The following is a 20,648-nucleotide window of genomic DNA, read 5'->3' on the forward strand; positions in this document are numbered from 1 at the left end:
TCTTCCGGGGACGATGATTGTGGCCTAATGCCTTTAACCAGTTCTTCGTCTTGGTTAATTCATCGTTACATGAGCCCATGTAACGTGCTTATGGTTAACGGCTGGTTAATCGATGATAACAAAAAAAAGCCGCCCCGGAGGGCGGCTTCCATTTAGGAACTGTGCGCGTCTTAACGGAAGAGCGACAGGATGACTTCGGTCGAAGAGTTGGCAATCGACAGGGACTGAACAGCCAGCTGCTGCTGGGTCTGCAGTGCCTTGAGGCGCGTGGATTCTTCGTTCATGTCGGCATCAACGAGACGGCCAACGCCCGAGTCGAGCGAGTCAGACAGCTTGTTGACGAAATCTTCCTGCAGTTCGATGCGGGTGGAGATCGAACCGAGTTCAGCGCCGGCGCTGGTCATGGCAGCGAGTGCTGCATCAACGAGCGTCAGGGCTTCCGCCATGTCGGTGTTGGTGTAGTTGGTGATGTCCAGCGTGTAGACAGATTCGCCAGAAACGGCACCGGCAGCAGCCTGCACACCAGCGGTGGACTGGTCGAAGTCGACGAGTGCCCAGTCGGTTGCAACACTACCGAGGATACCGGTTGCCGTGTCGATGACGCCCGTGGCATCGCCACCGAACAGCAAGGTCATCTGCGGGTCACCAGCAGCAGCCTGCGCGGTTGCGTTCAGGTTATAGGACGTGGTCTTGACCGAAACGTTGTTGTTGGCGTCACGGACGAAGCCGGAAACAACAGTCACGTCAACGGCGGCAGTTACGGTGTCGAGGCCACCGGCGATCCAGTTTTCACCGCTGAACGAAGCCGATTCGGCAATCGCCATCAGCTGTTCCTGCAGCTGGGCAATTTCTTCCTGAACCTTGGCCTTGTCGACGCCTTCTTCAGTCGCGGTGACCAGCTTGGCCTTCATTTCCTTCACGACTTCGATGGCCGATTCCATACCGGCATAAGCCGTGTCGACCTTGGAGGCGCCGAGGCCGAGGGCATCGGAAACGGCCGAGAGAGCCATGTTGTCGGAGCGCATCGTGGTCGCGATCGACCAGTAAGCGGCGTTGTCAGAAGCTTCACCAACCCGCATGCCGGACGATACGCGGCCCTGGGTTTCTTCCATGCCGCTGCTGATCGTGCGCAGGGTCTGGAGTGCCGACATTGCGGCCATATTCGTAAGAATGCTCGTCATGATTGTATTGCCCCTTGAATGGCTGAATAGGAAGGGACATTCCGGTCTCTCCGGGAGCGGCGCACAGCATCATGCCTGCTAACTGGCTGAATTTATTAGTTAGCTCGCTACTCTGATGAGACCTAGATAACGGTATCAAGGTTAATGAAGCGCTAAACGAAAATGAAACTTGGGAAAATTTGCGAGAAAATTTGCAACCCTCGCGCGCATGCGCGCGTAGCAGATTATGTTTAACAAAACGGAAAGGCCGCATCCTTTCGGATGCGGCCTTGTTCGTAGCCCCCTGCCCGGATTCAGCCACCGGACGTTCGAGCATTTCCCGATCCCGCCTCTGGTCAGCCACCAAGGCATACTGGGATGGGTCATTCGAAACCGACTGTTACCAGCCGGAATGCGCTTCCGATTAACGGAAGAGCGACAGGATGTTCTGCGAGTCGTTGTTGGCGATCGACAGAGCCTGGATTGCCAGCTGCTGCTGGGTCTGCAGGGCCTTGAGGCGGGTCGACTCTTCGTTCATGTCGGCGTCGACGAGACGGCCTACGCCCTTCTCGATGGCGTCAGACAGCTTGGACGAGAAGTCCGACTGCAGTTCGATACGAGCAGAGAGCGAACCGAGCTGAGCGCCGGCGCTGGTCATCTTTTCCAGTGCAAGGTCAACCGAAGCCAGAGCCACGTCGAGGTCGTCGTTTTCCACGTCCAGGTCGGTGATCTTGATCGAAGCAACGGCAGCAGCGGCGCCGGCGACGGTAACCTGATCCGTCGAGGTCAGGATCGATTCCTGCGTGTCATCAACTTCGCCCTGGGCGTCGAGACGATACAGCAGGTTGTCCTGGCTCTGGACGTAAGATGTCGTCTTGACACCAACGTTGCCCGAAGCGTCACGGACGAAGCCGGAGACAACGGTCTTGGTTTCAGGCGTTTCAATCGCGAGGAAGTTTTCGCCGTTGAAGGACGAGCTCTTTGCGATCGACTCAAGCTGTTCCTTGAGCTGAACGATTTCTTCCTGAACCTTGGCCTTGTCGACGCCCTGTTCCTGAGCTGCGACTACCTTGGCCTTGATCTCCTGCATAACGTCGATTGCCGATTCCATACCGGCATAACCGGTATCGACCTTGGCAGCGCCAACGCCGAGCGCGTCGGTGACAGCGGACAGAGCAAGGTTGTCAGATTTCATCGTGGTCGAGATCGACCAGTAGGCAGCGTTGTCCGAAGCCTTGGAAACCTTCAGGCCGGTCGAAATGGCGCTCTGCGTGGATTCCATGCTCGAGGAGATCGAACGGAGAGTAGAAAGCGCAGACATAGCGCTGGAGTTGGTCAGAATGCTGGCCATAGGTCTTGTCCCTTTGAACTAAATACTGATTGGGGACATACCGGACTTCAAGATTTACCGGTCAGCGACGGTTCGGCTTCATGCCATTTGGTATTTTCTATTTGGTACCAGACCCGTCGTGTGAGGACCAAATTCGCAGCCAATTCTTGCCAACCCCTTAATCTCGCAGGGGCGTGCCGGGATTCAAAAACCTATGGTAAACAAGGGCGTAATGGTTAACGCACCATCGTCCCAATCGTTAAACAAACGATCGGACGAGGCTCCCGACCAGGAGGTTCCAGCCGTCGATCAAGACAAAGAACAAGATCTTGAATGGCAGTGAAATTGAGGTCGGTGGAAGCATCATCATACCCATGGCCATGGTAATTGTTGCCACCACCATATCGATGACCAGAAAGGGCAGAATGATCAGGAAGCCGATCTCGAAACCGCGACGGATTTCCGAGAGCATGAAGGCCGGAACGAGGACGCGGTAGTCGACCTTGCCATCCACGACCGTCGTCTGGCCGCGCTCGTTGGCGAGGTCGACAAAGAGGCGCAAGTCCTTGTCCCGGGTGTTTGCCGTCATGAAGGTGCGGAAGGGCTCGGCTATGCGTGCCACTGCTTCGGCTTCGGTAATCTGATTGTTCAAGAGCGGTTGCACGCCATCGCGCCACGACGTGTCCATGGTCGGCGCCATGACGTAAAAGGTCATGAAGAGCGCCATGCTGGTCAGGATCATGTTGGATGGGGTGGTGGCCAGTCCCATCCCTGAGCGCAGGATGGCAAAAGCAATCAGAAAGCGCGGAAAGCTCGTGACCATGATCAGGATGCCAGGCGCTACAGAGAGCACCGTGAGCAATCCGAAAGTACGAATGATCCAGGCCGCCACCGATCCATCGATCGGGGTGTTGAAAATATCCGTCGGGAACTGCTGCGCGTGAGCCAGTTCCGGCGCCATCATCATGACGGCGACGAGGAGGAGGATTCGAATCATTCGATCACAAACGTTCTGAACATCACTTTCGATACGCGCCCTTCCGAACGAAGGTCAACACGCTCTTCTATGTCATCCTTGAGATATTGAAATCCGCGCGGCCCCTCGATCTGCTGGAGAGACACAGTGCGCAGATAACTGAGAATATCCTGGTGGACGTCCTCGGCGACTTTGACGTCCGGCGGGCCGTTGAAAAGGATCGCAACCTCAAGCCGGACCCAGTTTTCCGAAGGGTAAGCGAGATTCGTGGTGATCGGCTCCAGCGCGACCACCCCATTCGCTTCCGTCGAGATTGGAGGAATGCCTTCCTCCTCCTTCTTTCCAGCCTCGCCGCCTTCCGCAGCAGCCTTGGCCTCTTCCGCCGCCTTGGCTGCTTCCGCTGCCTGTTCGACACGCGGCGCCAGCATGCCGCCAATGACCCAACCACCGCCGGCGCCGACCACGGTCAACAGAATGAGCGGCACGAGAAGTCCCATCAATCCGGACTTCTTCTTGCCTGTGGCTTCCTGGTTTTCGTCCAAGCTCATGACGTCCCTGCCCTTCCGTTCGGATCAGAAGGGCGAGTAGATGTCGACGACCTGCTGGCCGATCGGCGGCTGCTGCACTTCCGTCAGGCGACCACGGCCGCCATAGGAGATGCGGGCTTCTGCGATCTTCTCGTAGGAGATCGTGTTGTCGGCATCGACATCCTGCGGACGCACAATACCAGCCACGTTCAGGATACGCAGTTCGTGGTTGACGCGCACCTCCTGCGATCCGCTGATCAAGAGATTGCCGTTCTCGAGAACGCCGGTCACGACTGCCGCCACGAGCAGCGTAAGCTTTTCGGAGCGTTCGGTCGAACCCTTGCCCGATGAACTGGTGTTGGAGTCCGTCGACAGATTGCCCGTGGTCCCGGTATCTGTCGAGAAGCCAAGGAAATTCGAAATTTCCGCACCCCAGGTCAGGCCGGTCGAATTGTCGCGACTGCGGTCCGTCTCATTGCTGAAGTTGGCTTTGTCATTGATCTGAATGTCGATCGTCAGGATATCACCCACATTGAGCGCGCGTGCATCCTTGAACAGGGCCGACTGGCTGTCGCTCCAGAGCGAATAGCCGCTGGCCGTTTGCGCGGCTTGCTTCGGGTACATGGCCATCTGTGGCGTCTGGCTGTAACGCAGGCCGGAGCCGATTGGGCTCATCGACGGCGCGTTGCCGATCTCCTTGACGGTCTGGCTCTGGCAACCTGCCAGAAGGAGAATGGCCATGAGAGCCGGGATGCGCTTCGTCATGATGGGTCCTTCGATGTATTGCGATCGGAAGCACTCGACATGATCGAGGCAACCTTGGCCGCCTTTTCGGGGCTCATTTCCGTGAGAATCAGGCTCGACTGGCGCGGCGGGAGCTTCATGATGATCGCAGCAGCCAGGATGACATCCGTCTGCTCCAGCTGCGGCGCGGCTGCGTCCGGTGCCATCTTCTTGTAGATCTCAAGAAGCTGCCCCTCCGCCTGCTTCATGAAATCGTTGCGGCGGGTCAGCCAGTCTTCGTATTCGGCGCGGCGCTTCTCCAGAACCGCGATGCGGCCATCGACATCCGCCTGGAGCTTGTCCAGTTCCTGTTTTTGCAAGAGGTAACGCTGGTCGCGTGCCGCATCGGCAATGCCGGTGCAGAATTGCTGAATTTCAGCTTCGGAGGCGCTTTCGAGTGGTGCTTGCTGGCCAACTGCCGTGCCGGCAAAGGCCGGAAGTGTGGCAATCAGGCCGACAATTGCCAGATTGCGCAGCGCCGTGGACGAGGTCACGATATCAAGCTTCTTGATCATTGCAGAACGAGCTCCGCTTGCATGGCGCCGGCGGACTTGATGCCCTGAAGGATCGCGATGATGCCATCCGGCTTCACGCCGATGCTGTTCAGGCCGCTGACAAGGGTTCTCAGGTCAGGACCGTCGACGATGGCGATCTTGTCGCCTTCCTTCTGCACGAAGATATCCGTCTGCGGCTGTACCGCCGTTTCGCCGCGCGAAAAGGGTTCGGGCTGAACAACCTGGGGCGATTCCGTGACCTGGACGGTCAGCGTTCCGTAGCTGACGGCAACCCTGGACACCCGGACATCGGCGCCGATGACGATCGTACCGGTGCGTTCGTTGATCACCACGCGGGCGGGCGAGTCCGTTGCCACGACCAGATTTTCCACATCGGCCATCAGCCGGGCAAGATCCGCCGTGCGCGGCTTCTGGACCACGATTTCCTGACTGTCGCGGGCTTCGGCAATCGGGCCACCGTAATTGGCAGCGGCATAGGCATTGATCGTGTCAGCGATCCTGAGCGAGGTGGTGAAGTCCGGATTGCGCAGTTGCAGGACGAGGTTGACCGCATCCTTGAACCGGGAGGGAAGCTCGCGCTCGACGATCGCGCCATTTGGCACGCGGCCCGATGTCGTGATCCCTTCCTGGACGCTTGCAGCATCACCCTGGGCGTTGAAGCCGGAGACGACCACGGAGCCCTGGGCGACGGCGTAGATCTGGCCGTCAGCGCCGGTCAGCGAGGTCATGACGAGCGTGCCGCCACGCAGCGAACTCGAATCGCCGAGCGAGCTGACTGTCACGTCGATACGGCTGCCGGGGCTGGCAAAGGGCGGCAGGTTCGCGGTGACCATGACGGCCGCCACGTTCTTGGCATTCGACTGACCGCCTTGCGTGGAAATGCCGAGGTTTTGCAGCATGGCGCGCATCGACTGGTCGGTGAAAGGCGAGGACCGCAGGCTGTCGCCGCTTCCCTGCAGGCCGACAACGAGACCATAGCCGATCAGCTGGTTATCCCGACCGGATTGCAGCGATGCGATGTCCTTGATCCGCGAATTGGCGGCGATGACGGGCTCGAGAGGCGCGATCACCAGAGAGAGCGCGCAGACTGCAAGACGCAAGAGAGCAAGCGGTTTCATTTCGCCATCACCTGTATGGAACCATCGGCCATGACCGTGCCGGTTACGACGGAGCCGGAATCGATGTTTCGGACCTTGATCAGATCGCCGACCATCGCGTCTGTGAGGGGTGTGCCGGAGGCGCTGATCAACATGTTGCCGATCGTGAAGGTCAAACGCACACTGGCGCCGCGCTTGATGGCGTAGGCTTCGCGCAGACCTGCAACCGGGATGGTGCGCCCCGGCAGAAGGGTCCGCTTGGCGACGCGGCCGACCACTTCGTCCTTGCTGCGGGCATAACCGCCAGCAAGGTTGGGATTGGTCACCGAGACGATATCGACCTGTTCGGCGGCAATGGTTTCGCCCGGATAGATCACCTGCTTCGGGATCACGGCGGTATCGGCCGCCGCAGCCGCGACGGCACCCATTGCCAGGAATGCGGCGGCGAATTTCACCGCACGCAGCCCGTTGCGGAATGATCGGCGAAACCTCATGTTTGCCTCCAGTTGCCGTTACTTCAGGTTCTTACTGACGATCTGAGCCATCTCGTCGGCGGTGGTGATGACCTTGGAATTCATCTCGTAAGCGCGCTGGGCAGAGATCATGTCGGTGATCTCTTTCACAGCGTCGACGTTGGACGCTTCCAGGTAAGACTGCTTGATGTAGCCGAAGCCGGGGTCTTCAGGGGCTGCGACGATTGCTGCACCCGAGGCGGCCGTTTCGGAGAAGAGGTTGTCACCGAGTGGCTTCAAACCGGCTTCATTGACGAAGTTTGCAATCGTCAGCTGACCCAGATCGGTGAAATCGGAATCATTGCCGATACGGGCCGAGACCTGGCCTGTGCGGCTGACGGTGACCTCGGTTGCATCGCCGGGTATGGTGATCTGCGGGGTCACGAGATAGCCGTCGATCGTCACCAACTGGCCTTCGGCATTCATGTTGAACGCGCCGGAACGGCTGTAGAAGGTCTGACCATCCGGGGTCTGAATTTGGAAGTAGCCGCGGCCGATCAGCGACAGATCGAGCTCGTTGCCGGTCTGGACAAGCTCGCCCTGGGTGTGGATCTGACGAATGGCGGACGTCTGAACGCCGAGACCGATGTTCGCGCCTTCCGGCACGATGGCCTGGTTGGCGCGGTTCGGCACGCCCTGAGCCCGCTCGGTCTGATAGAGAAGGTCGGAGAATTCCGCACGCGCCCGCTTGAAGCCGGTGGTGTTGATATTGGCGATGTTGTTCGCAATGACCTCAAGATTGGTCTGCTGGGCATCCATACCCGTGGCTGCGATGGCGAGCGCTCTCATAGGCGATACCCCTGCTAAATCTGCATCTTAGTGATTTCGAGATAGGCACTGACGATCTTGTCGCGGAAGGCAATCGCTGTTTGCAACGACTGCTCCGCCTGCATGACCGCGTCGACGACTTCGCGTGTGTTCGCCTTGCCGGTCAGTCCGTCGAACGACGCCTGTTCGCTGCGCTTCAGGCTGTTGGCCGCGTCGACCGCGACATTGCCGAGCGCCTGCATGAAGGTTTCGCCGGTCGCCGTGCCCGGCGTCGTTCCCTGCAATGTTGTGCCAGGGCTTTCGAAGAGGCTGGTCAGCGCTTCGGTCGACTTGGTCCCGGAGAGCGCGCTCAGTTTGGAAATGCTTTCAATCATTGCGAGGCCTTCAGCAGGGAAATGGTCTGAGAAATCATGTCGCGGGTCTGCTTGATGGTCTGCAGATTCGCTTCGTAGGACCGGTTGGACTCGCGCATGTCGCCCATTTCGATCAGGACGTTGACGTTCGGCATCTTGACGACGCCACGCGCATCAGCCGCGGGGTTGCCCGGGTCATACTCATTGATGAAATCCGACTGATCGACGCCGAGTTTCTTGACCTTCACCTCTTCGGCGCCCGATACGCGATCGAGTTCGCTGCCGAAGGTGATGGTCTTCCGGCGATAGGGATCTGCACCGGGGGTGTCTCCGGTGGTGCGCGCATTCGCAATGTTTTCGGATACGATGCGCATACGGGTGGATTGGGCCTCAAGGCCACTTCCAGCGATTTTAAGGGCTGCGCTCAAAGGGTCGGTCATCAGCGTTTCACCGTCATCAACATCATGCGATGGAAGGAGGACATCAGCGAAGTGTTCAGCTCGTGCTGACGCTTGATCTCGCCTGTCTTGGAAAGTTCTTCGGCAATGGCGACGGAGTTGCCCGATTCCTGCAGGCCGATCTCATCATTCAGTTCGGATTCTTCGATGCCGATGTTCTGATCGCTGAGGTCGTTCGAGGCCATGTGACCCGGCTGGGTCACCGCCATGCCCTGCACCATGGCCGTCCGATCCAAGACCGCGCTGAAGGGCGTGACGTCCTTGGCGAGGAATTTCGGCGTGTTGACATTGGCAATGTTGGTCGCGACCACCTGCTGGCGGGCCGAGAGCCACGCTGCCTGTCGCGATGCCAGATCGAACAACTGGATGGGGTTCATGGCGATACTCCGTCTAATACAATGCGGAGCCTAGGCCAGTAATCTTGCGTGGGACTTGCCCAGTTTGCCTTTTACTGATTTTCGTAGATTGCGCCGGTAGAGGTGACAATCACCCACTTGCCATCGCGCTGCTCCAGCGTGGCAACACGGCTTTCATCCGGCAGTATCGAACCAACCCGAACCAGGTACATGCCGTCTGTATCCTCAATCAGCGCACGACCATTGGCGACATGCAGAAGGCGGAACCCCTTCTGACCCGGGAACGGCTGGGACAGCTCCTTTTCAGGCCCGACGGCCTGCTCGCGACCCAGTGTCGGAACCGTAGCGGTAATGATCTGGTCGACAGGCGCCTCGGGCGGCGTGCCACTATCATCCTTGTCAACAAGCGCCAGGGGAGACACGCTGAACACATTACGCCCGGGTCCTTCGGGAAGGTCGCGCGTGCTGGCCCATTCGGCAGGACGTATGCCAAATTTCTCGGAATTGAAAAAGACGTACCAAGGAAACATCGCGGCGGCAAAGGCCATGGCGACGCCTGTCAGACCAAGCAGACGGTCAATCGTCGGAACGCGGCGAGATTCACGCGTCGACTTGATTGGCATCACGGGTTCATCGGCATCGAAATCGGTCATGATCAGCCCCTTTGTCTCATACCGGCGCCGCCCGCCGCCGCCTTCAAGGCGTTGGCGAGATCGGCATAGGCGTCGGCTGCCGGCTTGTCGCCGGGTGTCTGTTTCAGAATTTCATAGATCACCGGGACCTGCTTGATCGCCATATCGAGATCCGGATCGCTGCCGTTTCGGTAACCACCGATCAGGCGCAGGTCGCGTGTTTCCTCGAAACGGTGAATGAGTGCCTTCAGGCGGGAAACCAGCTTCTCTTGTTCGCCCGTCCAGGCTTTGCGGGCCAGACGCGAAATCGAGGTCAGCGGATTGATCGGCGGATAGCGGCCCTCATCCGCCAACGAGCGGTCGAGGACGATGTGACCATCAAGGATACCACGGGTCGAGTCGGCAATCGGGTCGTTGTGGTTGTCGCCGTCGACGAGGATCGAGATGATCGCCGTAATCGTGCCCGCCCCCTCGGCCCCCGGCCCTGCCCGCTCAAGAAGGCGCGGCAGCTCGGTAAAGACGGAGGCCGGATATCCGCGGGCGATTGGCGGCTCGCCGGCAGCCGTCGCGACCTCGCGGATGGCATGGGCAAATCGGGTGACGCTATCGACGATGAACAGGACGTTCTCGCCGCGATCGCGGAAATGCTCAGCGATGGTCATGGCCGTCAGCGGCGCCATCTTGCGCAGCATCGGGCTTTCGTCGCTGGTGGCCACGACCGCGATCGATTTCGCCATGTTGTCACCAAGCGTATCTTCGATGAATTCACGCACTTCGCGGCCACGTTCGCCGACGAGTGCAATCACGACCTTGTCGAAGGCATCCGCCCGCGCGAGCATGGACAGCAGGGTCGATTTGCCGACGCCAGAGCCTGCAAAGATGCCGAGGCGCTGGCCCAGGCAGAGCGGAGAGAAGATATCGATCGCACGAACGCCCGTCTTGAAACCGGTGTCGACACGGCTGCGCGTCATCGACGGAGGTGCGGTCGTGGAGATCGGCCTGCGTTCGGTACCGGGCACAAGAGCCGGCCCTTGGTCGATCGGGTCGCCGAGTGCATTGATGGTGCGGCCGCACCAGCTTTCGTCGGGTGCGACGCGGAAAGCGCCCTTGCGGATGACCACATCATGAATGCCGATCGGCTCACCCGGCTCGATCGGGCAGACATAGCAGACATCCGGTTCAACGCGAACGACCTCGCCGAGGTGAATGCCCGTGGCCGACCGATGAGCGACGAATTCACCGAGGCGCACATGCTTCGACAGGCCGGCGACGGTATAATGGCCCGCTGCAATCGTGCGGACATGGCCACCCTCTGCCACCGCGTGTTCCGGACGCGCATAGCGTTCCGCAAGCCCTGCCACCTGGAGGAGCTGGGCTGCGATCGGAAAGTCACCGGCGGCTGGGTCCGTTGTCATCAAGTTTCAGGCCTTATGTTCCACCGCCAAGGACCTTAATGGCCTCGCTCAACGAACTCTCGCTGTCACGGATCATCGCGCTGACACTTTCGAAGGCGCGATTGACCTGGATGAGCTGCGTCATCTGGCTGATGCCGCTGACATTGGAATTTTCGACATAACCCTGCATGACGGAAATCTCGGGATTGTCGGCGACCGGCTGCGGCGGGTCGACTGTGGTTACGCCGCTGTTTTCATAGCGCACGAAACCGTTGCGCACGTCAGCGGTAAAGACGCCGAGCGTTGCGACCACGCGTCCGTCCTGCATGATGCGGCCATCCGCGCCGACTTCTGGCGGGCCTCCATTGCGGTTTAGCTGGATTGCGCCACCGCCAGAATCGAGAACCGGATAACCGCGTACGGAGACGAGGTTGCCCTGCTCCGTCATCGTGAAGCGACCGTCGCGGGTCAGAACCTGTCCAACCGGCGTATCGATAGCGAACCAGGCATCGCCCTTCACCGCGAAATCGAGCGGATTGCCGGTTTCGGCAAGTTCACCATTCTTGGTCGAAAGATAGTCATTGCCTTGGCTGACGAAGGCGACCTTGGCGTTCAGTTCATTGCCGGTCCGGCTGAGCATCTCGTCGAACTTCACCTCCGTGCCACGAAAGCCAACAGTGTTCACGTTGGCCATGTTGTCGGCGATGGTGGTCAGTCGGCGCTCAAGCGCCATCTGGGACGACAAGGCTACATAAATTCCGGATTGCACTGAATCTGCCTCCGCACGTGATGAATTTCAGCAAATCATTATCCAAGGCGGAATATCCTGCCCTGACATGGCTCGTTCTTGCGGCAAAAGCCTTGCGCGAACCTGTCGGCCACGTTCTCTTCGAAATGGCTGGGTCGGTCTTGTAGCCGCGTCCCCGTGGATCAGCCTCACGCAAGGCACGAGCCGTATCGCTCAGGCTGCGAAGTAACGTTCAGGTGCGGGCAAATGAATATCATCATCGGATTTGTGATCACTGTCGGCTGCGTGATCGGCGGCTACATGGCGATGGGCGGGCATGTCGACGTGCTCTTTCAGCCTTTCGAGCTGGTGATCATCGGCGGCGCCGGCGTCGGGGGCTTCATCATGGCCAACCCGATGAAGGTGGTGAAGGATACAGGCAAGGCGCTGGGCGAGGCCTTCAAGTACAAGGTACCGAAGGAGCGCGACTATCTCGACGTTCTCGGTGTTCTCTATTCTCTGATGCGTGACCTGCGCACCAAGTCACGCAACGAGATCGAAGCCCATATCGACAATCCCGAAGAGTCATCCATCTTCACCGCAGCGCCGAACCTGCTGAAGAACAAGGAACTGACATCCTTCATTTGCGACTATGTCCGCCTGATCATTATCGGCAATGCCCGCAGCCATGAGATCGAAGCGTTGATGGACGAAGAAATCGACACCATCCACTACGACAAGATGAAGCCCTACCACGCCATGACCGCCATGGGTGACAGCTTCCCGGCGATCGGTATCGTCGCGGCGGTTCTCGGCGTTATCAAGGCGATGGGCAAGATCAACGAGTCGCCGGAAGTGCTCGGCGGCCTGATCGGCGCCGCACTGGTCGGTACCATGCTCGGCATCTTCCTGTCCTACTGCCTCTGCAATCCGCTGATCGCGCAGATCAAGGGCGTTCGGACCAAGCAGCACCGCCTCTACATCATCGTGAAGCAGACGCTGCTGGCCTACATGAACGGCTCGGTTCCGCAGGTGGCACTCGAATATGGCCGCAAGACCATCTCCTCGCATGAACGTCCGTCGATCGACGCCGTCGAGCAGGAAATGATGAACCCGGGCGGCGGCGGTGAAAGCAAGGCGGCTTGATCATGAGTGAAGCAATCACGTCCGAAACGGTACCGACCATAGACAAGTCACTTCTCGCTCGTCTCACGGGTGGTCTTGGCGACACAAAGACATTGCAGCGGATCTGCGCCGACTTCGGTCAGCTCTACACGGAATTCCTGCCCGACGTCGTTCACAGCGAAACCGGCATGGTGATCCAGGTTCACTATAACGGCTATGACAGCGGCATGATGACCGACCTGATCGCCGAACTCGGAGACAATGTCGTGCTGGCCGATGGCCAGTTGCGCAACTGGTCGCCCAATTTCGTCCTGGCATCCGGCAATGGTTTTGTCATCACCCTGATGGAAAACCTTCTCGGCGCGCTACCGGAAACCATCACCGAACCGATCGAGCGTCCCCTGTCGCAGATCGAGCTCGATCTTTCGGTCATGGTCTTCGACAAGATCGCCAATGTGCTGCGCAGCGGCGTCAATGCCGCGGGCGGTTTCGAACCACTTCTGGAAAAGCCGCATAATGCCGAGGACCGACCCAAGCTCGATGAGGACCATGTCGATGAATATGCCGTCACCATCAAGATGGGCATCACGCTCGGCCCGGTAACGTCGGAGTTCTACCTCGTCATCCCGCAGAGGGCTCTCCTGAAGACCGTCGTAACCCTGCCGAAATCGGCCGGACAGGGCGGTCGTGGCCGCAAGGAATGGCAGGAACAGATAGCCGAGCAGGTGCGCCGTTCACAGGTCACGCTTGAAGCCCGCATTCGGCTGGAATCGCTGACACTCGATACCATCTCGCGGCTGATGGCCGGCGACGTCATCCCGTTCCGCGACAAGGCCGACGTGATGGTGGACGTCAGCGCCAACGGCAAGGACCTTTATCGTTGTGAATTTGGTCGCGCGGGCGATCGCTACACGGTCAGGGTCAAGGACAATGTCAGCAGCGAAGACGACATCCTCAGGCATTTGATGACGTAAGCATTTGCCGAGGCGGGTCCACGGCAGTTTGACGCAAGTTTAAACAGGAATAATCACTCCATGGCTACGAAAAAGACCCCACAGACGGATGATGCGTTCGCAATGCCGGGCGCCAGCGACAGCGATTTCGATCAGGCCGTCGACGATCTCCGTGGTGTGCTGAAAGCCGATGCAGACGGTGGGCTGCCGGATATCGGTTCGGACTTCGGCACCGGTTTCGGCGGACTCGATGACAGCGCCTCGGACCCGCTCGCCGCGTTCGAATCGGATTTTGGCGGAAGCGCTGCGGCGCCCGCCGGTGATTTCGGCAGCGACGATTTCGGCGGCGGTGATTTTGGCGGAGGCGCCCTGGGCGGCGCTGGCGATTTCGGCGGCGGTGATCTTGGCGGCGACCTGGGCGGCGGCATGGATTTCGGCGGCGGCGCCAGCACGCAGCAGGCGCCGGGAAGCGGACTGACGGCCAATCTCGACCTGATCATGGACATTCCGATCGAGGTCCAGATCGTGCTCGGATCAAGCCGAATGCAGGTTTCGGGCCTGATGAGCCTTGAGGAAGGCGCGATCATCGCGCTCGACAAGAGGATCGGCGAGCCCGTCGAGATCATGGTCAATGGCCGGCGCATCGCGCGCGGCGAGATCACGGTTCTCGAAAACGACGATACCCGATTTGGCGTCAAACTGATTGAAGTGATGGCGACGAAGACATCCTGACCCATGAAGGGCCAGAGAGGAAAAGACCATGATGGACTTTGAAGATTTCGGCGGTGCACTCAGCGGCAAACCACTTTCCCAGGCAGACAAGGCGGCCGCCGTGCTGCTGGCCATGGGAAAGGGGGTCGCTGGAAAGCTGCTCAAATATTTCACCCAGGCCGAATTGCAAATGATCATCGCGTCGGCCCAGACGCTCCGGACGATCCCGCCGGACGAACTGACAGGCCTGGTGAACGAGTTCGAGGACCTGTTCACCGAAGGCGCGGGCCTGATGGACAATGCACGCGCCATCGAAGCCATTCTCGAAGAAGGCCTGACCCCGGAAGAAGTGGACGGCCTGCTTGGCCGCCGCACGGCTTTCCAGGCCTATGAAGCCTCCATCTGGGACCGTCTGCAGGACGCTGATCCGGATTTCATTGCCAAATTCCTCACGCGCGAGCATCCCCAGACGGTCGCCTATATTCTGTCGATGCTGCCGTCGACCTTCGGCGCGAAGGTTCTCCTGAAGCTGCCGGAAAGCCGGCGCGCCGACATCATGAACCGCACCGTCAACCTGAAGAATGTCAGCCCCAAGGCCGCGCAAATCATTGAGAACCGGGTTCACGACCTGATTTCCGAAATCGACGCCGAGCGCAACTCCACCGGTTCGGCGAAGGTTGCCGAACTGATGAACGAGCTCGACAAACCCCAGGTCGACACCCTGCTGCAGTCGCTCGAATCGATCAGCAAGGAATCGGTCAACAAGGTTCGCCCGAAGATCTTCCTCTTCGAAGACCTGCTCGCCATGCCGCAGCGCAGCCGCGTCATGCTGCTCAACGACATCGCAGGCGACATCCTCACCATGGCGCTTCGCGGTGCCAACCCGGAAATCAAGGAAATCGTGCTTTCCTCGATCAGCCCGCGTTCGCGCCGCATGATCGAATCGGACCTTCAGGCCGGCACGGCCGGAATCAATCCGCGCGAGATCGCGATCGCCCGGCGCGCCGTGGCCCAGGAAGCCATCCGGCTTGCCAATGCCGGCCAGATCCAGCTCAAGGAAACCGAAGGCGAGAATCAGGCGGCCTGAGACGCCGGGTCTGTTGAAAACACCACCTCTCGAACGCCCGCCGATTGAACCCCGATCGGCGGGCGTCTACGTTCCCGTCATGGCGGCCGTTGAAGGGCCAAGCCAGCGGATCGTGATTGCACCGGTCACCCGGCGGATCTAGCGGCCGTAAACGCCTTCGAGGATTGCGGCACATATGGCCGACGATGAAGACCAGGACAGCAAAACCGAAGACCCGACCGAGAAGAAGCTGCGTGACGCGCGCGAGAAGGGCAACATTCCATCCTCTCGCGAACTCCCTCTCTTCGCGACGTCGCTCGGTTTCTATGTCTATTCGGTGTTCTTCATGCCGGATGGGGTCAACCGTCTCTCCGAGACGCTGAGGGATATTTTTGAACGGCCTGAGCAATGGCGGCTCGGGACGGCCACCGACACGGTTTCGCTCTTCACCCATCTGGCATGGGAAATCAGCGCCTTTCTGGCTCCACTCATGCTGTTGGTCATGTTGCTGGGCGTTGCGGCGAATGTCGCGCAGCACCTGCCCGCCTTCGTGCTGGAACGTATTCGCCCGCAAGCCAACCGAATCTCGCCGATGAAGGGGTGGGAGCGTCTCTTCAGCATGCAAGGCATGGTCGAATTCGGCAAATCCGTATTCAAGATCGTGATCATTTCGACAATCATGGTGTTCATGCTGCGCCGCGACTACTTCGGCATGATTGATGCCATGTTCTCCGATCCGCAGGTCATCTTTGTCAAATTCTCCGAGATCCTGGAGAAGATGATGCTGATCATCGTTATGTCGACCGGACTGCTTGCGGCCATTGACGTGTTCTGGACCCGGCACCACTGGTACGAACAGCTCCGCATGACCAAGCAGGAGATCAAGGAAGAGTACAAGCAGGCTCAGGGCGATCCGATCGTCAAAGCGCGCCAGCGCTCCATCGCACGCGACAGGGCCCGCAAACGCATGATTGCCAATGTGCCACGCGCCACGCTCGTGATCACCAATCCCACCCATTATGCCGTGGCGCTGCGCTATGTGCGTGAGGAAGGCGATGCGCCGGTGGTGGTCGCCAAGGGCCAGGATCTCGTTGCGCTGAAGATTCGCGAGATCGCCCGCGAGAACGACATTCCGATTTTTGAAGATCCGCCGCTCGCTCGCTCCATGTTTGCGCAAGTCTCGGTCGATAGCGTCATTCCGTCGATATTTTACAAAGCCGTGGCCGAACTCGTTCATCGAGTCTACGCGTCGCGCGCCCCGAAGAGACGGATACGCTAGCGACAATGAAAAAGTGCTCCTATACCGACCAGCGTGAGCGTATCGTGGCCGAGGCAATCAGCCCGGTGGCCAGCGAATTGCGGCTTCTCGATGCGGCAGACCTGATTTCGCTGCTTCGGTTCGAGCTCAATGGCAATTTATCCGACCTCGTCTCGTCGGCAGCCGAACTTTATTTCCATCCCGGCACTGTGGTCTTCGGAGCAGGTGGCGAATATCGACTGGAATGGGGCGGACCGCCAGAAATCATTCTCGATATCGAGATCAAGCCACGCGACATCACCATCTATGCCCAGCTCGTGCTGACGGATGCCCATGCGGCGATCGACATCAAGCATATTGCTTTCCACAAGAGTGCCGGCGATCCGGATGCAAACACACGCATGCTCACCGAGCGGCTTCAGGAAGCACGCTTCGTCAAGGGACAGGCGACCCCAATCTACGGGTAAGGCAGGTGATCAGGTGATGTAGCCGAGGCGAATCGCCTTGGCGATTGCCTGAATGCGATTGACCGAATCAAGCTTGATCGTCGCCGAACCAAGATAGGCGTTCACCGTATGCACGGAGAGGCCGAGACGCTCGGCGATTTCCTCGCTGATTCGGCCATCACCAGCGAGCTGGAGGCAGGCAATCTCACGCTCGCTGAGCGTTTCGGCTGGCGCAGAGCGACGCTCGTCGAGCGAGAGGATTTCCGTCATGACGCGGTAGCAACGGCTATGCACGGCAAGGATGAGTTCGCCCGGAAGATCCGCGCCACCAGAGGTCGGAAAGACAATGAAACCATTGCCAACCGCGCCCAGCCTGATCGGAAATGCGATCCCCGAATAGGGCAGAAGCCGCTCGTCGAGCTGGGTTACAAAGGGCGTAAAGTCGGAGGCATCGAGAAAGCCGGTCTTCTCCTGGGCGCTCCACAGGATCGGAAGGGTCGATCCATCGATCTGATTGAGCAATGTCTCTCCATAGGCCGCGATGAAAGCGTCGCGTCCGCTTGCCAGCGCCGGGCTCCAGCTTTCGAATTCGGGATGGAGGCGCCGCTTGTGCGGCAGGCTCGCACCGACAATCCGGAAGGCAGCAAAACCGCGTGCATTCAGCGAGCGCTGAAGGGAGACAAGCTTGGGGAAAATGTCGGAGCGCGATGTCGGAAGGCGCTGACCGGTCCAGGTCGCATCTTCCAGAACGGATCCGCCCGACCTGCTCTGACTGGCCATTGCTGTTCCCTTATACCAGGTTGTTGCGGACGGCATAGGCAATCGCTTCCGACCGCGTCTTTGTCGCGGTCTTGCGCATGACGCTGGTGATGTAGTTGTTGATCGTGTTGCGCGAGATCCCGAGGATCGTCGCAATTTCGTCGCTCGTCTTGCCTTCTGCGATCCAGTAGAGGCATTCCAGCTCGCGCTCCGTCAAATCGAATTCGCGATCCGGCTTCTGCGATTTGGAGTAGGAGAGGCTCACAGCATAGCCGGTCAGAAGGCCCGTTTCGCGCAGGCGCTCCGGCGACAGGACGAGATCCTGGCGAAACAGCAGCAGCAGCGCCAGGCGATTGCGGCCAACGGTCAGCGTCAGCGTGCAGTATTGGCGGCTCAGGCCCGCGGGCACAAAGGCGTCATCCGGCAGGATCGCATATTTCGGCTGCAGGACGGACAGGCATTTCTCCAGTTCCGTGGACTGGGAATAGGTCGTCGCCAATTCGCTTTCGAGGCGCCGCACCAGATCGAAGGGCCAGTCAGAGGCAACGACGAAGTCCAGACCCATTTCCTGGACGAGATCGTAGCGCGCAAGCAGGTAATGGGATGCACCGACATATTCACAGAGCAACCGCAGGCAATGCGCGATGTCCCGCGACAGCGCAGGCGAAGCCAGCTTCCGGATCAACATGTCTTTTGACGACGCGCCGCCTAGCGATCCACCAGGGACCGCAGCCGTCGAGCGTCCATCCGCTTCACCTGTCGTGAGCTCGGCATCCATTCAATAGCCCCTTTGAACTGATCGCCTTGCAAGATCAATGCTTTTACGCGCCCCAAGCGGAAATCGAATCACTGCAACCACCGCTTTCACGCCTACCGAATCATGCGCATTGTAAAATATAAAGTGCCATAGATCACAGAGCAGGTCGGCATCCCACACTGCATCGAACATGCGTGGTCCACAGGCTCATCTCAACCATAATAATCTAGGGGTAAACGCAGAAAGCCGCACCTCTCGGTGCGGCTTGTACAATTTTTGCGAGTAGATCAGGCTGCGTTGTCCACCGCCCATTTGCGGAGAATCTTGGCGGCGCGCTCTTCGGAGATCTCCACCATGCGTGCCAGGCGGCGCTCCGGACCTTCCTTGACCCGGCGGTTGAAGCCACCATTCGGATCGTCGTCCATCGTCAGCAGGTCGTCGGTGGAATCGAAGCCGAAGTCGGCACCGAAGCCATCCATCAGGCCGCCGCCACCGCCGCCACCCAAAGCCGGCGAGAAGTCTGGCAACTCCAGGCCAGCCGCCTGTTCGCCGATACCGCCCGCCAAAGCGGTCTCTCCTGCACCGCCGCCACCGGCCGTGCGGATCATCGGGCGGATGCCCATCCAGACAATCAGGAAGGCGACGGCAACAAAGGCAAGCGAGTTGATAATGCCGCCAACGTTCCGGCTGAGGATTTCCATCACGCCGGGACCCGTGGCAGATTCTGCCAGAAGCTGGTTTTCGAGGAAGTCCATCGCCGTCAGCGTGACGACGTCGCCGCGGGTCGTGTCGAGGCCAGAGGCGGAGGTTACGATCTTCTGCATCTCTGCCAGATAGGCATCGATCTTGGCCTGGTCGACAGGCTCGCCGACCATGGTTGCAATGCGCCCGCGGTTGACCACGACAGCAACGGACAGTTTTTCGACGGTGTAGCTGTTCTTGACCGTAGCGACCGTCTTGCTGTTGATCTCGTAGTTGGTTTGCTCTTCCTTCTTGTCCTGTTCATCGGACGATTCAGGTCCAGCACCACCAGATTGCGGAGCAGCCTGGGGAATGTTCTGCTCGACGGTGGCTGCAGTGTCGGACTGACGCTGCAGCGACTTCTGTGCCTCTTTCGTCACACGGACAGACCGTTCGACGCGCGATTCAGGATCGTAGATCGTTTCCTGGATCTGCTGGCTGTCGGTGTTGATCTGGGCAGTCACGCTTGAGCGGAAGTTGTCCATGCCGAGGAAGGGCGCCAGCGCCTTGTCGATATTGGTCTCGATCTCGCGCTGGACCGACTGGACGACGCCGAGCGAGCGGGTCGCTTCGCCGCCGCTTTCGTCGCCGGCGGCCAGAAGCTGGCCGGTGGAATCCAGGATTGTTACGTCCTCGACATCGAGGCCGGGAACCGAGGAGGCGACCAGTTGCCGAATCGAGGCTGCGGCCTTGCGGCCGGCGTCCGATGAGGCGCGGACCATGACGGACGCGGTCGGCTTCTGTTCGCCGCGGCGGAAGTTTCCGACGTCCGGCATGACGATATGAACGCGTGCGGCCGCGATGCCGCTGATCTGCTGGATGGTGCGTGCGACTTCACCTTCCAGAGCGCGGACACGGGTCACTTCCTGCATGAACGAGGTCAGGCCGAGCGAACCGACATTGTCGAACAGCTCGTAGCCGGCATTGGCGCTGTTGGGCAGACCACGCTCTGCAAGGAGAAGACGCGCCTTGCCGGTCATTCCGGCAGTCACACTGATGCTCTGGCCGTCGCTACCAGTCTCGAAATCTATTCCGGACTCGGCAAGCGCAATGCTGATCTGATTGAGATCAACGGGTTCCAGGCCGACATAGAGCGTCTCGTAGGAAGGCTTGTTGACGTAGAGAGCGCCTGCAAGAATGATCGCAAAAGAAACAATAGTGACGCCGGCCATGGCGAGCAATTTCGCCTGGCCCATCGCGGCAAAATTCTTTGATACCTGAAGTAACTGATTTAACAGATTCAT

The 20,648-nt window shown here is 59.3% G+C and carries 24 protein-coding genes; 6 read left to right on the forward strand and 18 right to left on the reverse strand.

The window, feature by feature from the left end; translation table 11 throughout:
- Nucleotides 1-170: 170 nt before the first annotated feature.
- The 15 genes from IP76_RS18235 to flgF all read right to left on the reverse strand — a co-directional run bounded on the left by IP76_RS18235 (nucleotide 171) and on the right by flgF (nucleotide 11,630).
- Entirely contained in the window at nucleotides 171-1,181 is a 1,011-nt protein-coding gene (locus IP76_RS18235; RefSeq protein ID WP_054159671.1) for a flagellin, read from the reverse strand.
- Between the two features lie 403 nt (nucleotides 1,182-1,584).
- Nucleotides 1,585-2,511 carry a flagellin gene (locus tag IP76_RS18240; protein ID WP_054159672.1) on the reverse strand — a complete coding sequence of 309 codons (927 nt, stop codon included), beginning with the start codon at nucleotides 2,509-2,511 and terminating at the stop codon, nucleotides 1,585-1,587.
- Between the two features lie 238 nt (nucleotides 2,512-2,749).
- Nucleotides 2,750-3,487, reverse strand: coding sequence for a flagellar type III secretion system pore protein FliP (gene fliP, locus IP76_RS18245; RefSeq protein WP_054159673.1), 738 nt, complete (start codon nucleotides 3,485-3,487; stop codon nucleotides 2,750-2,752).
- Complete coding sequence (locus IP76_RS18250; protein ID WP_054159674.1) at nucleotides 3,484-4,014, reverse strand: flagellar basal body-associated FliL family protein; 531 nt, start codon at nucleotides 4,012-4,014, stop codon at nucleotides 3,484-3,486. The genes fliP and IP76_RS18250 overlap by 4 nt, the downstream gene beginning before the upstream one ends.
- A 24-nt stretch (nucleotides 4,015-4,038) precedes the next feature.
- Nucleotides 4,039-4,758 (reverse strand): flagellar basal body L-ring protein FlgH, encoded by a 720-nt coding sequence (gene flgH / locus IP76_RS18255; protein WP_054159675.1) that lies wholly within the window; start codon nucleotides 4,756-4,758, stop codon nucleotides 4,039-4,041.
- A complete protein-coding gene (locus IP76_RS18260; RefSeq protein ID WP_054159676.1) occupies nucleotides 4,755-5,291 on the reverse strand; it encodes a MotE family protein in 537 nt (178 codons plus the stop codon). The genes flgH and IP76_RS18260 overlap by 4 nt, the downstream gene beginning before the upstream one ends.
- Nucleotides 5,288-6,409, reverse strand: a complete 1,122-nt coding sequence (locus IP76_RS18265) for a flagellar basal body P-ring protein FlgI (RefSeq protein ID WP_054159677.1) — start codon at nucleotides 6,407-6,409, stop codon at nucleotides 5,288-5,290. Before IP76_RS18265 ends, IP76_RS18260 begins: the two co-directional genes overlap by 4 nt.
- A complete protein-coding gene (gene flgA / locus IP76_RS18270) occupies nucleotides 6,406-6,882 on the reverse strand; it encodes a flagellar basal body P-ring formation chaperone FlgA (RefSeq protein WP_054159678.1) in 477 nt (158 codons plus the stop codon). The genes IP76_RS18265 and flgA overlap by 4 nt, the downstream gene beginning before the upstream one ends.
- A gap of 18 nt (nucleotides 6,883-6,900) precedes the next feature.
- A complete protein-coding gene (flgG, locus tag IP76_RS18275; protein ID WP_054159679.1) occupies nucleotides 6,901-7,689 on the reverse strand; it encodes a flagellar basal-body rod protein FlgG in 789 nt (262 codons plus the stop codon).
- Nucleotides 7,690-7,703: 14 nt separating this feature from the next.
- A complete protein-coding gene (locus IP76_RS18280) occupies nucleotides 7,704-8,042 on the reverse strand; it encodes a flagellar hook-basal body complex protein FliE (RefSeq protein ID WP_054159680.1) in 339 nt (112 codons plus the stop codon).
- Complete coding sequence (flgC, locus tag IP76_RS18285) at nucleotides 8,039-8,461, reverse strand: flagellar basal body rod protein FlgC (protein WP_054159681.1); 423 nt, start codon at nucleotides 8,459-8,461, stop codon at nucleotides 8,039-8,041. The genes IP76_RS18280 and flgC overlap by 4 nt, the downstream gene beginning before the upstream one ends.
- Nucleotides 8,461-8,856: a flagellar basal body rod protein FlgB gene (gene flgB / locus IP76_RS18290; protein ID WP_054159682.1), complete on the reverse strand. Its 396-nt coding sequence runs from the start codon at nucleotides 8,854-8,856 to the stop codon at nucleotides 8,461-8,463. Before flgB ends, flgC begins: the two co-directional genes overlap by 1 nt.
- Nucleotides 8,857-8,927: 71 nt before the next feature.
- Nucleotides 8,928-9,488: a hypothetical protein gene (locus IP76_RS18295; protein WP_054159683.1), complete on the reverse strand. Its 561-nt coding sequence runs from the start codon at nucleotides 9,486-9,488 to the stop codon at nucleotides 8,928-8,930.
- A 2-nt stretch (nucleotides 9,489-9,490) separates the two neighbouring features.
- Entirely contained in the window at nucleotides 9,491-10,882 is a 1,392-nt protein-coding gene (gene fliI, locus IP76_RS18300; protein WP_054159684.1) for a flagellar protein export ATPase FliI, read from the reverse strand.
- Nucleotides 10,883-10,895: 13 nt separating this feature from the next.
- Nucleotides 10,896-11,630: a flagellar basal-body rod protein FlgF gene (gene flgF, locus IP76_RS18305; protein ID WP_054159685.1), complete on the reverse strand. Its 735-nt coding sequence runs from the start codon at nucleotides 11,628-11,630 to the stop codon at nucleotides 10,896-10,898.
- Between the two features lie 225 nt (nucleotides 11,631-11,855).
- Here flgF and motA point away from each other — a divergent pair, with 225 nt between their 5' ends.
- The 6 genes from motA to IP76_RS18335 all read left to right on the forward strand — a co-directional run bounded on the left by motA (nucleotide 11,856) and on the right by IP76_RS18335 (nucleotide 17,168).
- On the forward strand, nucleotides 11,856-12,734 hold the full coding sequence (motA, locus tag IP76_RS18310) for a flagellar motor stator protein MotA (protein ID WP_054159686.1): 879 nt from the start codon (nucleotides 11,856-11,858) through the stop codon (nucleotides 12,732-12,734).
- A 2-nt stretch (nucleotides 12,735-12,736) separates the two neighbouring features.
- Nucleotides 12,737-13,687, forward strand: a complete 951-nt coding sequence (locus tag IP76_RS18315; RefSeq protein WP_054159687.1) for a FliM/FliN family flagellar motor switch protein — start codon at nucleotides 12,737-12,739, stop codon at nucleotides 13,685-13,687.
- 60 nt (nucleotides 13,688-13,747) lie between these two features.
- Entirely contained in the window at nucleotides 13,748-14,398 is a 651-nt protein-coding gene (gene fliN, locus IP76_RS18320; protein ID WP_054159688.1) for a flagellar motor switch protein FliN, read from the forward strand.
- 28 nt (nucleotides 14,399-14,426) lie between these two features.
- A complete protein-coding gene (gene fliG, locus IP76_RS18325) occupies nucleotides 14,427-15,464 on the forward strand; it encodes a flagellar motor switch protein FliG (protein ID WP_054159689.1) in 1,038 nt (345 codons plus the stop codon).
- A gap of 175 nt (nucleotides 15,465-15,639) precedes the next feature.
- Nucleotides 15,640-16,722: a flagellar biosynthesis protein FlhB gene (flhB, locus tag IP76_RS18330; protein WP_054159690.1), complete on the forward strand. Its 1,083-nt coding sequence runs from the start codon at nucleotides 15,640-15,642 to the stop codon at nucleotides 16,720-16,722.
- A gap of 5 nt (nucleotides 16,723-16,727) precedes the next feature.
- Nucleotides 16,728-17,168 carry a hypothetical protein gene (locus IP76_RS18335; RefSeq protein WP_054159691.1) on the forward strand — a complete coding sequence of 147 codons (441 nt, stop codon included), beginning with the start codon at nucleotides 16,728-16,730 and terminating at the stop codon, nucleotides 17,166-17,168.
- Between the two features lie 9 nt (nucleotides 17,169-17,177).
- Here IP76_RS18335 and IP76_RS18340 read toward each other — a convergent pair whose 3' ends face one another.
- From IP76_RS18340 to fliF, 3 genes are all read right to left on the reverse strand, one after another.
- Nucleotides 17,178-17,927, reverse strand: coding sequence for a LuxR C-terminal-related transcriptional regulator (locus IP76_RS18340; protein WP_054159692.1), 750 nt, complete (start codon nucleotides 17,925-17,927; stop codon nucleotides 17,178-17,180).
- A gap of 10 nt (nucleotides 17,928-17,937) precedes the next feature.
- A complete protein-coding gene (locus IP76_RS18345; protein WP_245281508.1) occupies nucleotides 17,938-18,594 on the reverse strand; it encodes a helix-turn-helix transcriptional regulator in 657 nt (218 codons plus the stop codon).
- Between the two features lie 356 nt (nucleotides 18,595-18,950).
- Entirely contained in the window at nucleotides 18,951-20,648 is a 1,698-nt protein-coding gene (fliF, locus tag IP76_RS18350) for a flagellar basal-body MS-ring/collar protein FliF (RefSeq protein WP_054159694.1), read from the reverse strand.

It is taken from the genome of Rhizobium sp. AAP43 (assembly GCF_001296045.1).
Taxonomy (GTDB): Bacteria; Pseudomonadota; Alphaproteobacteria; order Rhizobiales; family Rhizobiaceae; genus Allorhizobium.

What these genes read in the sequence shown, in the direction of transcription:
- IP76_RS18235 (WP_054159671.1), bottom strand. Translation starts at nt 1,181, where the DNA reads ATGACGAGCATTCTTACGAATATGGCCGCAATGTCGGCACTCCAGACC.
- IP76_RS18240 (WP_054159672.1), bottom strand. Translation starts at nt 2,511, where the DNA reads ATGGCCAGCATTCTGACCAACTCCAGCGCTATGTCTGCGCTTTCTACT.
- fliP (WP_054159673.1), bottom strand. Translation starts at nt 3,487, where the DNA reads ATGATTCGAATCCTCCTCCTCGTCGCCGTCATGATGATGGCGCCGGAA.
- IP76_RS18250 (WP_054159674.1), bottom strand. Translation starts at nt 4,014, where the DNA reads ATGAGCTTGGACGAAAACCAGGAAGCCACAGGCAAGAAGAAGTCCGGA.
- flgH (WP_054159675.1), bottom strand. Translation starts at nt 4,758, where the DNA reads ATGACGAAGCGCATCCCGGCTCTCATGGCCATTCTCCTTCTGGCAGGT.
- IP76_RS18260 (WP_054159676.1), bottom strand. Translation starts at nt 5,291, where the DNA reads ATGATCAAGAAGCTTGATATCGTGACCTCGTCCACGGCGCTGCGCAAT.
- IP76_RS18265 (WP_054159677.1), bottom strand. Translation starts at nt 6,409, where the DNA reads ATGAAACCGCTTGCTCTCTTGCGTCTTGCAGTCTGCGCGCTCTCTCTG.
- flgA (WP_054159678.1), bottom strand. Translation starts at nt 6,882, where the DNA reads ATGAGGTTTCGCCGATCATTCCGCAACGGGCTGCGTGCGGTGAAATTC.
- flgG (WP_054159679.1), bottom strand. Translation starts at nt 7,689, where the DNA reads ATGAGAGCGCTCGCCATCGCAGCCACGGGTATGGATGCCCAGCAGACC.
- IP76_RS18280 (WP_054159680.1), bottom strand. Translation starts at nt 8,042, where the DNA reads ATGATTGAAAGCATTTCCAAACTGAGCGCGCTCTCCGGGACCAAGTCG.
- flgC (WP_054159681.1), bottom strand. Translation starts at nt 8,461, where the DNA reads ATGACCGACCCTTTGAGCGCAGCCCTTAAAATCGCTGGAAGTGGCCTT.
- flgB (WP_054159682.1), bottom strand. Translation starts at nt 8,856, where the DNA reads ATGAACCCCATCCAGTTGTTCGATCTGGCATCGCGACAGGCAGCGTGG.
- IP76_RS18295 (WP_054159683.1), bottom strand. Translation starts at nt 9,488, where the DNA reads ATGACCGATTTCGATGCCGATGAACCCGTGATGCCAATCAAGTCGACG.
- fliI (WP_054159684.1), bottom strand. Translation starts at nt 10,882, where the DNA reads ATGACAACGGACCCAGCCGCCGGTGACTTTCCGATCGCAGCCCAGCTC.
- motA (WP_054159686.1), top strand. Translation starts at nt 11,856, where the DNA reads ATGAATATCATCATCGGATTTGTGATCACTGTCGGCTGCGTGATCGGC.
- IP76_RS18315 (WP_054159687.1), top strand. Translation starts at nt 12,737, where the DNA reads ATGAGTGAAGCAATCACGTCCGAAACGGTACCGACCATAGACAAGTCA.
- fliN (WP_054159688.1), top strand. Translation starts at nt 13,748, where the DNA reads ATGGCTACGAAAAAGACCCCACAGACGGATGATGCGTTCGCAATGCCG.
- fliG (WP_054159689.1), top strand. Translation starts at nt 14,427, where the DNA reads ATGATGGACTTTGAAGATTTCGGCGGTGCACTCAGCGGCAAACCACTT.
- flhB (WP_054159690.1), top strand. Translation starts at nt 15,640, where the DNA reads ATGGCCGACGATGAAGACCAGGACAGCAAAACCGAAGACCCGACCGAG.
- IP76_RS18335 (WP_054159691.1), top strand. Translation starts at nt 16,728, where the DNA reads ATGAAAAAGTGCTCCTATACCGACCAGCGTGAGCGTATCGTGGCCGAG.
- IP76_RS18340 (WP_054159692.1), bottom strand. Translation starts at nt 17,927, where the DNA reads ATGGCCAGTCAGAGCAGGTCGGGCGGATCCGTTCTGGAAGATGCGACC.
- IP76_RS18345 (WP_245281508.1), bottom strand. Translation starts at nt 18,594, where the DNA reads ATGTTGATCCGGAAGCTGGCTTCGCCTGCGCTGTCGCGGGACATCGCG.
- fliF (WP_054159694.1), bottom strand. Translation starts at nt 20,648, where the DNA reads ATGAATCTGTTAAATCAGTTACTTCAGGTATCAAAGAATTTTGCCGCG.